The sequence below is a fragment of the Cryobacterium arcticum genome, assembly GCF_001679725.1.
Lineage (GTDB): Bacteria > Actinomycetota > Actinomycetes > Actinomycetales > Microbacteriaceae > Cryobacterium > Cryobacterium arcticum_A.
In genome coordinates, this window is the sequence record NZ_CP016282.1 from 3457236 (window position 1) to 3470286 (window position 13051).

At 69.0% G+C, this 13051-nt stretch carries 8 protein-coding genes and 1 tRNA gene; 2 read left to right on the forward strand and 7 right to left on the reverse strand.

The annotated features are described in order from the left end of the window. Positions 1-18: 18 nt before the first annotated feature. Positions 19-108, reverse strand: a tRNA-Ser gene (locus PA27867_RS15725). A 76-nt stretch (positions 109-184) separates the two neighbouring features. Here PA27867_RS15725 and PA27867_RS15730 point away from each other — a divergent pair. After that, entirely contained in the window at positions 185-967 is a 783-nt protein-coding gene (locus PA27867_RS15730; RefSeq protein WP_066597922.1) for an SGNH/GDSL hydrolase family protein, read from the forward strand. 46 nt (positions 968-1013) lie between these two features. Then, entirely contained in the window at positions 1014-2378 is a 1365-nt protein-coding gene (gene radA / locus PA27867_RS15735) for a DNA repair protein RadA (protein ID WP_066597924.1), read from the forward strand. 48 nt (positions 2379-2426) lie between these two features. Here the strand turns inward: radA and PA27867_RS15740 are convergent, their stop codons facing one another. From PA27867_RS15740 to PA27867_RS15765, 6 genes are all read right to left on the reverse strand, one after another. Beyond that, positions 2427-2837, reverse strand: coding sequence for a dehydrogenase (locus tag PA27867_RS15740; protein ID WP_236900739.1), 411 nt, complete (start codon positions 2835-2837; stop codon positions 2427-2429). A gap of 102 nt (positions 2838-2939) precedes the next feature. After that, positions 2940-3575 (reverse strand): hypothetical protein, encoded by a 636-nt coding sequence (locus PA27867_RS15745; RefSeq protein WP_066597927.1) that lies wholly within the window; start codon positions 3573-3575, stop codon positions 2940-2942. A 53-nt stretch (positions 3576-3628) separates the two neighbouring features. Further along, entirely contained in the window at positions 3629-6115 is a 2487-nt protein-coding gene (locus PA27867_RS15750) for a bifunctional metallophosphatase/5'-nucleotidase (protein WP_066597929.1), read from the reverse strand. 246 nt (positions 6116-6361) lie between these two features. Next, positions 6362-9457 (reverse strand): ExeM/NucH family extracellular endonuclease, encoded by a 3096-nt coding sequence (locus PA27867_RS15755; protein WP_066597931.1) that lies wholly within the window; start codon positions 9455-9457, stop codon positions 6362-6364. A gap of 279 nt (positions 9458-9736) precedes the next feature. Next, positions 9737-10249 (reverse strand): amino-acid N-acetyltransferase, encoded by a 513-nt coding sequence (locus PA27867_RS15760; RefSeq protein ID WP_066597933.1) that lies wholly within the window; start codon positions 10247-10249, stop codon positions 9737-9739. A 139-nt stretch (positions 10250-10388) separates the two neighbouring features. Next, the gene (locus PA27867_RS15765; RefSeq protein ID WP_066597935.1) at positions 10389-12914 is read right to left on the reverse strand and encodes an ATP-dependent Clp protease ATP-binding subunit; all 2526 of its coding nucleotides are present in this window, start codon (positions 12912-12914) and stop codon (positions 10389-10391) included. Between the last annotated feature and the right edge of the window lie 137 nt (positions 12915-13051).

Consider the following 13051-nt stretch of genomic DNA (forward strand, 5'->3'; position numbering starts at 1 on the left):
GACTGACGGGGTTTTTCGTGGCGGTACCGGTGGGATTTGAACCCACGGTGGAGTCTCCCCCACACAACTTTTCGAGAGTTGCACCTTCGGCCGCTCGGACACGGTACCGAGAGCGATTGTAGTTGAGTTGCGCGTGCGGCGCGAATCCGGGCAACTGTCAGTGCCTGGAGGTACTCTCTCCTCCGTGACAAACGACACCTCCACTCCCCGCACCCTTGCCCTCACCGCGGGCGCCGTGGCCGCTACCGCCGGGCTCGGCGCCGCCGCCATGGTCAACTACCGTAAGTTCCGGCTGCGCCTGGCGGCCAACGCCGCCGAGCTCAATGAGACGCTGCCGGTCAACTCGCTTTGGTGGCGCACTCACGCCAAGGAGAAGGGCGACCTGCTGTACGTGGCGATCGGCGACAGCGCCGCGCAGGGCATCGGCGCGAGCGCGCCCAACCGTGGCTACGTGGGGATCCTGGCCGACCACATCCGCCTGGCCACCGGGCAGAGCCTGCGGGTGGTCAACCTCAGTGTCTCCGGCGCCACCGTGGACCTGGCCGTGCGCGACCAGCTACCACGGTTCACGAAACTGCAGCCCGACTTCGTGACCGTGGCGATCGGCGCCAACGACATCGCCCAGTGGGATGCGGCCCGCTTTGAGGCGGGTATCCGGGAGGTGTTCGCGGCGCTGCCGCCGCACGCCCTCGTGGCCGATCTGCCCTGCTTCCACCTGCCGCACAACGAGCGCAAGGTCATGGTGGCCAACCGGATCGTGCGCGACGTGGCCGCCGAGCACGGCCTCACCGTGGTGCCGCTGCACGCGACCACCCACCGGGAGGGCTGGCGCAGCGTGTTCACCCAGGTCGCCAACGATTTCTTCCACCCCAATGACCGCGGTTACCGCATCTGGGCGGAGGCGTTCCTGCCCGACATGAGCGCCGTGGCGGCCCGCCGGGTCCCCCAGGCGGCGCTGGCCGAATAGGCCGGCCGAACCGGGACTGTCGGCGGCCGCAGCTAGGCTCGCTGACATGGCCAAACCCGTCTCCAACTTCCGGTGCACCGAATGTGGCTGGACCACGCTGAAATGGGCGGGCCGCTGCGGCGAGTGCCAGCAGTGGGGCACCGTGGTGGAAGCCGCGGAAAAGACCGGCATCAGCCGCTCGGTCACCCCCTCGATCGTGAGCGGACCCGGCGTCGCCCGGCCGATCACCCACGTCGACACGACCGCCGTGGCGCACTGGCCCACCGGCATCGACGAGTTCGACCGGGTGCTCGGCGGCGGCATCGTGCCCGGCTCGGTCATCCTGCTCAGCGGCGAGCCCGGGGTGGGCAAGTCCACGCTGCTGCTCGAGGTGGCGTCCAAGGCCGCGATCGCCAAGTCCCGGGTGCTCTACGTGAGCGCCGAGGAATCGGTGGCGCAGGTGCGCCTGCGCGCCGAACGCACCGGGGCACTGCAGCCCGAGCTCTACATAGCCGCCGAAACCGACCTGGCCACCATCCTGGGCCAGATCGACGCGGTCAAGCCCGACCTGGTGATCATCGACTCGGTACAGACCGTCTCCAGCTCGCTCAACGACGGCCAGGCCGGCCAGCCCGGGCAGGTGCGCGAGGTGGCGTCCACGCTGATCCGGCTCGCCAAAGACCGCAACCTGCCGGTGCTCCTGGTGGGGCACGTGACCAAGGACGGCACCATCGCCGGCCCCCGCCTGCTCGAGCACCTCGTCGACGTGGTGTGCCAGTTCGAGGGCGACCGGCACACGGCGCTGCGCTTCGTGCGGGCGCTGAAGAACCGATTCGGCTCCACCGACGAAGTGGGATGTTTCGAAATGACCGGAGACGGTATCAGCGAGGTCGCTGACCCGAGCGGCCTGTTCCTCAGCCGCGGCACCACCGCGGTCTCAGGCACCTGCGTGACGGTGTCGCTGGAGGGCCGCCGCGCGCTGCCTGTGGAGGTGCAGGCGCTCGTGATCGACACCGCCATGCCCAACCCGCGCCGGGTCACCAATGGCGTGGACGGGTCCCGGGTGGCCATGCTGCTCGCGGTGCTGGAGAAGCGGGTGGGCTACCCGCTGTCGAAGAAGGACGTCTACGTGTCGACGGTGGGCGGGGTGCGGCTGGTGGAACCCGCCGCGGACCTGGCCATCGCGATCGCGGTCGCGTCCGCACTCAAGGACGAGCCCATCGCCCACAACGTGGTCGCGTTCGGCGAGATCAGCCTGGCCGGTGAGATCCGGCCCGTCTCGGCCGCCAAGCAACGCGCCACCGAGGCCGCCCGGCTCGGCTTCACCACCCGCATCGACGCCTCCAGCAGCACCGTCCAGACGGCTGTCCTCCGGGCGCTCGGCACAGGGCTCTCCCGGCGCGACGCCGAGCTCGACAGGGCGTTCGGCTAGGGCCGGCCGGGCAATGCTCGGTGCCAGGCCGCGACTGAGCGGGCGGGCTCAGGCCGTCGGGCCGCCCTCGTCGCCGATCGGTCCGAGCGCCTTGAGCAGGTCCGCGGGCGCCGCCTGCATCACATGCGGGCCGGCGATGTCGAAGAACACCATCTCGAGGGTGGCGCTGTGCACGGTGAGGAACTCGCGCAGCCACTGAGCGTCGCCCACCATCACCTGCGGGTTCACCTCATCGGGGATCATCTGGGCGTAGTTCTCGCCGGAGGAGAAGAGCAGCAGCATCCGCTTGTCGCTGCCCTCGCGGCCGAAGACCCGCACCTGTTCGGCGGCGCCGTTGACCACGAGTTGCGGCACGATCACCACGTCGTTGCGCAGGGCGTAGGCCACAGCGGCCACATCCTGCTTGGCCAGGGCGGTGGCGAGGGCTTCTGAGCGGGTGTCCGGGGTTGCGTCTGTCACGTGTTCCATTCAATCATCCGCACCCGAGCGGGGCCCACCTCGCGGCTCAGCCGGCAGCGAACGCGGCAGGCGGATGCGGCGCGTGGGCACTGCAGGCGGGGCTCAGTTGAGCAGGAACTGGGTGGGGCTGGCGGAGGTGACCCCGCCCACGCTCACCGAGAGATAGTACGAGGCGCCTTCGCCGGGGACGGGCTCCCGGTCGGTGATCTCGCAGGTCTCCGGGCTCGACCGGGTGCGGTCCCAGGTCACCGGGGTCTTGGTGCTCACCGCGACTCCGGGCTCGAGCGTGACCTCGGCGTCGGCCGGGTCGGTCTGGCAGTCGGTGGAGGTCCAGTACACGTCCGCGCCGCTGGTGATGGTGAACACCTGGGTGGAGGTGCCGGCGTTGAGGGTGCACGACGCGCTGCCGGTGTTGGTGACGCTCAGGGAGAGTTGGGGCTCGTCGCCCGGGTCGTAGGAGCCCTGATCGGTGATCGCCTCGACGACGACGGTCGCCGGGTCGCACGCGGCACCGGCGGCGGGGTTCTCGGCGGCAGGGTCGGCGCCGGCGGGCGGGTCGGTCGCGGCGCCGGTGGCCGCCGGGGCCGGGGTGGCGGCCGGGTCGCTGCCGCTGCCGGGCCGCACGAAGATCAGCACGATGATGAGCAGCACAGCGAGCAGGCCAAGGCCCACCACAAGACGACGGCGCCGGTAGACGGCGCTGGCCTGGGGGCCGACGGGGTGCTTGGTCGTCGACATGGTTCCAGGCTAGCGAGGTCTACCGGCGCCGCCGGTAATGCCTTGCGTGTCGGTTACGATTCCATCGAAACCCGGCGACGGCGCTGCAGCAGGACGCCACCGAGCACGAGCATCAGCAGTCCGCCGGCCAGCCAGGGGCCGGCCTCGAGCCCGGTGTTCGCCAGGCCCGTCGCGGTGGTACCGGCGGCCGAGACGGTGATCTCGGTCCAACCGATCACGGCGCCGTTGGCATCCTGCACGATGATGCGATGGGTGCCCGCGGCCAGGTTGGTCGGAAGGACCGCCGTGATGGCGCCCGCGGCACTGACCTGCTTCCAGCCGCCGAGGTTGACCGGCGTGGACCGCACCCAGGCGGAGACGTATTGACCGGCGAAGGCGGTGCCCACGGTGATGCTGATCTTGTCGCCGGGCGCCACGGTGGAGTCGGACAGCGTGATGGTGCCCTTGAGGGCGGCCGTCAGCGCGGACTCGGCGGCAGCCGTGGGCGCGGTGGCCGGTGCCGACGGTCCGGTCGTCGGCAGCGGGGTCGGTTCCGTCGTCGGAGCGGGTGTCGGGGTCGGTACCGCTGCGGTGACCGCAAGGGGCACCCGCACGACGGTGCCGGATTCCTTGGCCGTCAGGGTGAGGATGCTGCTGGCGGCGGCGTCGGCCGGCACCGTGACGGTGACGGTGGCGGCGCCATTGGCGTCAACGGATGCCGGAGCGAAGGTCGTGCTGCTGCCGCCCCAGGCCACGGCGAGCTGGCTGTTCTTCGGTGCGCCGGTGGAGGTGAGGTTCAGCTGCGAGACGGAGAAGCTGACGCTGTCGCCGGGCTTGACGGCCGTGGCCGGCACACCGGTGACGGAGGCCTGGCGAGCTGCGAACAACGGTGACAGCGGGCTGTTGGCGGTGATGTAGGAGATCCAGGCGTCCCGGTCGACCAGGCCGGAGTCCCGGGTGCCGGTGCCCTGCGCGAAGATCCGGAAGTTGTCGCCGCCGGTGAGCAGGAAGTTGAACGAACCGATCCGGTAGCCGCGGGCGGGGTCGATGGGCTTGCCGTCGATCCAAATGCCCGTGATGCGATCGCCTTCGGCGCGAGTCGCGTCAAACGTGTAGTTCACGTTGTCGGACAGGCCGAGCTGCAGGTACGCGCGGCTGGGCACGGCGCCCTTGTCGTCACGCTGCCACTGCTGCTCGAGAGCCGTCTTGAACTGGGCGCCGGTGAGGGTGGTGGTCCACAGGTTGTTCAGGAACGGCAGCACCGCGTTGGCCTCGGCGAAGCTGACCGACGAGTCCGGGGTGGTCGAGAGCTCGGCGCGCATGCCGCCGGGGTTCACGATGCCGATCTCGGCGCCGCCCTTGGCCGGGTCGGACAGGGAGGCGCGCAGCGAGTTGGCCACCAGGGTGCCGAGCGTCGACGGAGCGGACCGGTCCTCAACCACCGGGGTGGCGCCGCCGATGGAGGCGCGGGTGATCGGCGCGGTGATCGAGCCGACCGCGACGCTGCCGGTGACGGCCGCCTGGGCGAGCGCGGCATCCGTGATGGACTTGACCGTGGCGACGCGGGGGAATGCGCTGACCAGGTCGGCGTCGGCGGTGGTGCTGCGCTTGACGTTCTGGTTGGTCACCGTGCTGGTGCTCTGGGTGGCGGGGTCGTAGCTGAGCACGACCTGGCCGATGTTCTCGCCGTAGCTGCCGGTCTGCAGCACCGGACGGGTCACGCCCGCCGCTGCGCCGGGAACCTGGGCGTTCCAGGCGTACTGCTTGTGGGTGTGGCCGGTGAAGATGGCGTCGACAGCGGATGAGGTCTGCGTCACGATCTTCGCGAACGCGCTGTCGGTGAGGGCGAGTTCCTGCTCGAGGGTGGCGTTCTCCACCGTGCCGGATCCGGCGCCCTCGTGGTACTCGGCGATGATGACGTCGGCCTCACCGTTCTCGGTGTTGCCGTCGGTGAGCTGCGCGGCGACCCGGTTGACCGCGGCGACGGGGTCACCGAAGCTCACAGTCGAGATGCCGTTGGGCGAGACCAGGGTGGGGGTCTCCTCCGTGACGGTGCCGATGATGGCGACCTTCACGCCCTGCACGTCCTTGATCGTGTACTCCTGCAGAGCGGGGGTTTCGGTGCCGGCGAGGTAGACGTTCGCGCCGAGGTAGTCGAAGTCGGCCTCGTCGGAGACCCGTCCGGTGAGGTCGGCGACGCCCTGGTCGAATTCGTGGTTGCCGACCGCGGAGGCCGACAGCTCGAGCGCGTTGAGCACATCGAGGGTCGGGGTGTCCTTCTGCGACGCGGAGGCGTACAGCGAGGCGCCGATGTTGTCACCGTCCGAGAGGAACAGGGTGCTGTCGGGGTGCTGGGCGCGCAGTGTCTCGACGGTTCCGGCGAACTTCACGGTGTTCGCGTCGATGCGTCCGTGGAAGTCGTTGATGTTCAGCAGGTTCAGCTGCACCGCGCCTTCCGGTGCGGCGAATGCGGGCACCGCCACGACGGGAGCGGCCACGAGGCACGCTCCGATCAATGCGGCGAAGGCCAGCCGAAGCGGGCGGGACGGATTGTGCGACATTGTTCTCCTCGAAAGTCGACCTGTGATGACGGGATGCGGGATGACGGGGTGCGTGATGGCGGTGATGGGTCTGGCGGTGTCGGCAGCCTAACGACGCTGGATGTCCGGCGGGTTACGTAGCGTCAACGTGCTCGGATGAGCAGCCAGGTGGCGGTCTGCCCAACATGTGAGCAGTGCGGGTGGGGGTGGGGGTGGGGCCGGGCACCGGTGGCGTCGGTGCCCGGCCGTCGAGGGGTGGAGCGCCGGTCAGGCGCCGGTGACGGTGCCGCGGCGCCGGCGTGCGAGCACGGTGCCCGTCAACACGGAGCCGAGCAGCAGCAGGAGCAGGGCGCCGCCCAGCACGGGCAGCGGCTCCACGCCCGTGCTCGCCAGGCCGCCCGTTGCTGCCGTGCCGACCGCGACGACGGTGATCTCGGTCCATCCGATCACGCCGCCTGCGGCGTCCTGCAGGATGATCCGGTGCGTGCCGGCGGCCAGGTCGGCGGGCAGGGCGGTGGTCACCGTGCCCGCGGCACTGACCCGCAGCCAGCCGCCGAGGTTGACCGGGGTGGAGCGCACCCAGGCGGACACCGTCTCGCCGGCGTGCTGCGTGCCGGCCGTGATGGTGATGGCCGAGCCGGCCGTGTACCGCAACAGGTTCGTGCTGATCCGGTCACGGAGCGCGGCGGTCAGGGAGCTCTCCGGCGCGGCGGTGGGTGACCCGGCGGGGGTCTCCGGCGTGATGGGCGGGGTAGGCGCCGGCGTGGTCGGGGCGGGAGTGGTCGGTCCGGGGGTCGGCGCCGGGGTGCTGGGCTCCGGTGCCGGCTCGGTCGGGGTCGCCAGGTTCAGGCCGAGCACCACGGGGTCGTGGTCGGAGGAGCGGTACGGGTCGGCGACGTAGAAGTCGGTGACGTTGGAGTTGTACCGGCTGTACTCGAGGGCCACCGATTCGACCGAGTTGATGTTCCACACATCCACCGCCGCCACGGCGGCATCCGCCTCGACCGACGCGAAGACGTGGTCGAGGGAGCCGACCGAACCGTCGTAGGCGTAGGTGTACTCGCCGCTCTTGGCCTCCTGGTTGAGATATCCGGCGTCGGTGATCACCTTGATCGGGTCTTCCTGGTCGTAGGCGTTAAAGTCGCCGGTGAGGAACACCCGGTCGATGCCGGTCTGCGCCGACATGGTGTCGGCGAAGGCCACCAGGGCGGTCGCCTGGTTCACGCGGGAGGCGTTGGACGCACCCTGCCCGTCGCCCATGTCGGCGTCCACGCCCGTGCCGGACCCCTTCGACTTGAAGTGGTTGACGATGGTGAGGAACCGGCTGCCGGTGTCGCCGACCAGCTGGAAGGCCTGGGCGAGCGGCTGGCGGGCGTTGCTGAACGCGGCGGAGCCGGTGAGGATGGTCGACGCGCCCACGGTTTCGACCGCGGCCTTCTGGTAGATGAAGGCGGTGCGGATGACGTCCTCGTTGGCCGGCAGTGCCGCCGGGGACGGCACGTACGCCCAGGTGTCCGTGCCGAGATCGGCGTTCAACGCGGCCACGAGAGTGCCCAGCGCGGTGTCGCGGTCCTTGCCGAACACTGCGGAGTTCTCGATCTCCTCGAGCGAGATGACCTGCGCGTCGAGGGCGTTGATGGCCGCGACGATCTTGGCCTGCTGGCGCAGGAAGTTCGCCTGGTCGGCGGCGCCGCGGGCGTCGCATCCGCTGCGCACGGTGATGTTGGCCCCGGAGCGGTCGGTGTAGAAGCTGCAGCCGGTGAGGGTGTCGCCCGTGGTGGAGAAGTAGTTGAGCACGTTGAAGGTGCCCAGGCGGATGTCGCCACCCACGTCCTCCGGGGCCGCCGTGCGGGTGTCGGCGAACGTGGCCGGCTGCACGGTGGCGGCGTTGCCCGGCACGAGCGCTTCGCGCGGCTGGAGCTTCCAGGCGGAGTTGCGGTAGTCCAGGATCACCGGCTGGGTGAAGGTGGCGGCCGCGCCGATGCGCACGGGGTCCTCGGTGGACAGGTAGGGAACCGGCTTGCCCTGATTGCTAGAGCTGAGGTAGTTGGTGCTGGCGCCGTCGTCGAGGGTGATCGCCCGGGCGGCGTTCGCGGCCACGGCGGCCGTGTAACCGGCGCTGCCGGGACGGTCGGTCACGGTGGGGTTGACCAGGGGCGTGGTGCCGGCCGCGAGGCCGATCTCGGCGTACTGGTTGGTGGTGTAGTTGTTGGTGACCGTGAAGTCGCCGACCGGGCTGACGAGCATCCCTTCGAGACGTTCCCGCTCGGCGTCGGTGCTCGGCAGCCGCAACTCGCTGGCGACCGGTGCGGCGATGCCGCTGCCGTCGAGGGGGGTGATGTCGGCCAGGGTGCCGATGGTCAACTGGGTCAGGCCGTAGTACTCACTGACCGCCCCGACGACGCTCACGTAGTCGCCGACCGCGACCGGGCTCACCAGGGTCTTGGTGTACACGAAGATGCCCTGCGAGGCCGTTTCGGTGCTGCTGCCTCCGGTGCCCGGCGTCTGCAGGTAGAAGCCGGCGAACCCGCCGACGGGGTAGGCGGCGGTGACGATGCCGACGGTTTTCACGGTGCTGCCGACCAGCGGGCTGGTGTCGCCGGTGCCCTGGATGGCGCTGATCGCGGTGGTGTCGGTCGGCGGCGCAGGCGGCGTCGTGGGTTCGGGTGTGTCAGTGGGCGGCGGGGTCGGGGTGGCCGCCGTCTGGCCGGCCGCGTTGGTGGGTGTGATGCTCGCCGACAGGCTGATGTCGGTGGCGTTGTTGTCGGTGTCGGCGAACGCGGTGCGGTTCAGTGACTTGACGTCGGTGTTGGATGACGGAGCCGGGGCGACGGCGCCTTCGAAGGTGAGGGAGGCGCCGTAGCCCACCAGGTCGATCACGTTCGGGTTACCGGCGGCGTTGCCGGACTCGAGGCTGAGTGGCAAGGTGGAGTCAGCGAGGATGAGGGTACCGGTGGTGCCGCTGGGGTTGAGGGTGGAGACCTGGTCGGGGGTGGGCAGGGCCGCACCGTTCGCGCCGTTCGCATTCGACCCGCCGGAGACGAGATAGTACCCCTTGGCCGGGATCGTTCCGGTCAAAGCGACGGCCGCCGGGCTGTCGGTGACGACGCCGGTGGCCTTGCGGTACTGCAGCGACCAGGCGGAGAGGTCGATGGCAGTGTCGGTGGGGTTGTACAGCTCGACGAACTTGGCCGAGAAGGCCGCGCCGGCGCTGCCTCCGCTGAGGTAGGCCTCGTTGATGACGACGCCGGTGCCGGCCGTGTTGGCCTGGGCGGGGAACGCGACGACCGGGGCGAGCGCCAGGCACGCTCCCAACGCTGAGGCGAGGGCCAGCCGGAGCGGGCGGGGTGGGGCGAACGACATTGAAGACTCCTGGTGAATGCGATGAACGGCTGAATGAACAGGGTGCAGGGCAGCAGGGCAGCAGGTCGTACGGGGTGGAATTCGGGTTCCGGAAACAGCACACCGAGCAGGCGTTCGGGCGCGCCGCGCACGCCGAGGCGGGCAGCGCACACCCGAGGCGAGTCGGCCGGGAAGTGCTGTCCGGTGAGCTTAACGACCGACTGTGTCCGGTTGGTTACGAGAGATCTAATTGCTCAAATGAGCAGGGAAATGATCCCTCGGCCCACATCTGAGCGGATGTCAGGTCAGGCGCTTGAGCATCCGGGTGTTGCCGAGGGTGTTCGGCTTCACGCGGGCGAGGTCGAGGAACTCGGCGACACCCTCGTCGGGAGAGCGCACGAGTTCGGCATAGACGTGCGGGTCGACGGTCTCAGTGCCCATGTCGAGGAATCCGTGGCGGGTGAAGAAGCCCACCTCGAAGGTGAGGCAGAACAGCCGGCTGAGCCCGAGCTCGCGGGCATCCGCTTCGAGCCGGACGAGCAGGGCGTGACCCACTCCGCGGCCGAGCCAGTCCTGCGATACCGCGAGGGTGCGCACCTCGCCGAGGTCCTCCCACATGACGTGCAGGGCGCCGCAACCCACCAGAGCGCCGTGGGCGTCTTCGACGACCCGGAACTCCTGCACGGCCTCGTAGAAGACCACCCGGTCCTTGCCGAGGAGGATGCGCTGCTGAACGAGCGGTTCAACGAGTTCCTGGATGAGCGGCACATCGCTCGTGCGGGCCCGACGGACCGTGAAACCCTGCTCTGTCACGCCCGCCCACTCTCTTGGCCGCTTCGGGCCGTTGATGTTGCTGAAAGGTCCAGTCTAGGGCGGCGCTTGGGCCGCGTCCGGGCCGGGTTAACGAGGGAACGGCCCGGCGGAATCCGCCGGGCCGTTCCTCAGAGTGGTGCTAGTCGCTCGTGATGGCGAGGTCGGGCGTGCCCGGGCCGGTGCCAACTCCCGCGGCGGTGTTGATGCCCACCGAGACGGCCTCGTTGCGGTTCGTCGTGGTGAACACGTACTCCCCGTCGACGAAGTCCACGTGCACGTGGTCGCCGGCGTTCAGCTCGCCGTGCAGGATCTTCTCGCTCAGACGGTCCTCCACCTCACGCTGGATCGCGCGACGCAGCGGCCGGGCACCGAGTGCGGGGTCGAAGCCCACCTCGATGAGGTGTTCCTTCACCGCCAGGGTGAGGTCGATGGTCATGTCGCGGTCGAGCAGCCGGTCACCCAGTCGCTTGACGAACAGGTCCACGATCTGCAGCAGTTCCGGCTTGGACAGCTGCGGGAAGACGATGATCTCGTCAACACGGTTGAGGAACTCGGGCTTGAAGTGCTTCTTCAGCTCCTCGTTCACCTTTCCGCGCATCCGGTCGTAGCTGGTCGCCGTGTCGCCCTCGAGCTGGAACCCGACGGGCGAGCCGCTGATGTCCCTGGTGCCGAGGTTGGTGGTCATGATGATGACGGTGTTCTTGAAGTCGATCACGCGACCCTGGCCATCCGTCAACCGGCCCTCTTCCAGAATCTGGAGGAGCGAGTTGAAGATGTCGGGGTGAGCCTTCTCGATCTCGTCGAACAGCACCACGGAGAACGGCTTGCGGCGCACCTTCTCGGTGAGCTGGCCGCCCTCTTCGAAGCCGACGAACCCGGGAGGAGCACCGAACAGTCGCGAGACGGTGTGCTTCTCGCCGTACTCGCTCATGTCGAGCGAGATCATGGCTGCCTCGTCGTCGAAGAGGAACTCCGCGAGGGCCTTGGCGAGCTCGGTCTTACCGACACCGGTGGGGCCGGCGAAGATGAACGAACCGCTCGGACGCTTCGGGTCCTTCAGGCCCGCACGGGTGCGACGGATAGTCTTGGCGAGCGCCGAGATGGCCTCTTCCTGACCGATGACGCGCTGGTGCAGTGCCTTCTCCATGAAGACGAGCCGCGAGGACTCCTCCTCGGTGAGCTTGAACACGGGAATGCCGGTGGCCTGCGCCAGGACCTCGGCGATCAGGCCCTCGTCGACCACGGCGGTGGTCTTGACGTCGCCGGACTTCCACTTCTTCTCCAGGCGCAGACGCTCGCCGAGGAGGTTCTTCTCCTCGTCGCGCAGGCCAGCGGCCTTCTCGAAGTCCTGGTCCTCGATCGCGGTCTCCTTGGCAGCACGGACCACGGCGATCTTCTCGTCGAATTCGCGCAGCTCCGGCGGGCTCGACAGGATCGAGAGGCGCAGGCGTGCGCCGGCCTCGTCGATCAGGTCGATGGCCTTGTCGGGCAGGAAGCGGTCGGAGACGTAGCGGTCGGCGAGGTTGGCCGCGGCCACGAGGGCGCCATCGGTGATGGAGACCTTGTGGTGCGCCTCGTACCGGTCGCGCAGACCCTTGAGGATGTTGATGGTGTGCGGCAGCGACGGCTCGTTCACCTGGATGGGCTGGAAGCGACGCTCGAGAGCGGCATCCTTCTCGAAGTGCTTGCGGTACTCATCGAGCGTGGTCGCACCGATGGTCTGCAGTTCACCGCGGGCGAGCAGGGGCTTGAGGATCGACGCCGCGTCGATGGCGCCCTCGGCGGCACCTGCTCCGACGAGGGTGTGGATCTCGTCGATGAACACGATGATGTCACCGCGGGTGCGGATCTCCTTGGTGACCTTCTTCAGGCGTTCTTCGAAGTCACCGCGGTAGCGGCTGCCGGCGATCAGCGAGCCCAGGTCGAGCGAGTAAAGCTGCTTGTCCTTGAGCGTCTCGGGCACATCGCCCTTGACGATCGCCTGGGCGAGGCCCTCGACGACGGCGGTCTTGCCGACGCCGGGTTCACCGATGAGCACGGGGTTGTTCTTGGAGCGGCGGGAGAGGATCTGCATGACCCGCTCGATCTCCTTCTCGCGCCCGATGACCGGGTCGAGTTTGTTGTCGCGCGCCGCCTGCGTGAGGTTGCGTCCGAACTGGTCGAGAATCTGGCTGCCCGCGGGGCCGGCTGCGGTCTCGTTCGCGCCCACCTGCACCTGCTCCTTTCCCTGGTAGCCGGAAAGGAGCTGGATGACCTGCTGGCGCACCCGGTTGAGGTCGGCGCCGAGCTTGACCAGCACCTGGGCGGCCACGCCCTCGCCCTCGCGGATGAGCCCGAGCAGAATGTGCTCGGTTCCGATGTAGTTGTGGCCGAGCTGCAGGGCTTCCCGCAGGCTCAGCTCGAGGACCTTCTTGGCACGAGGCGTGAACGGGATGTGCCCGGTGGGCTGCTGCTGGCCCTGGCCGATGATGTCCTGCACCTGTTCGCGCACGGCATCCAGGGAGATGCCGAGGCTCTCCAGGGCCTTGGCGGCCACGCCTTCACCCTCGTGGATGAGACCGAGCAGAATGTGCTCGGTTCCGATGTAGTTGTGGTTGAGCATCTTGGCCTCTTCCTGGGCCAGGACGACGACACGACGAGCTCGGTCGGTAAATCTCTCAAACATATGAACACTCCCTTGGCGCCAGGGCGGTTATGGCACCGATACAAAGAGAGTAACCAGCGCGAGCGCAGAACCGGGCCTCTGTTCGCCGTGGGCGTGACGGATGCCGACACCCGGCGTCACGCGCCACGAGCGGCCCG

Excerpts from the sequence above, each read along its gene's own strand:
- radA (WP_066597924.1), top strand. The coding sequence starts at position 1,014 with ATGGCCAAACCCGTCTCCAACTTCCGGTGCACCGAATGTGGCTGGACC.
- PA27867_RS15745 (WP_066597927.1), bottom strand. The coding sequence starts at position 3,575 with ATGTCGACGACCAAGCACCCCGTCGGCCCCCAGGCCAGCGCCGTCTAC.
- PA27867_RS15750 (WP_066597929.1), bottom strand. The coding sequence starts at position 6,115 with ATGTCGCACAATCCGTCCCGCCCGCTTCGGCTGGCCTTCGCCGCATTG.
- PA27867_RS15755 (WP_066597931.1), bottom strand. The coding sequence starts at position 9,457 with ATGTCGTTCGCCCCACCCCGCCCGCTCCGGCTGGCCCTCGCCTCAGCG.
- PA27867_RS15765 (WP_066597935.1), bottom strand. The coding sequence starts at position 12,914 with ATGTTTGAGAGATTTACCGACCGAGCTCGTCGTGTCGTCGTCCTGGCC.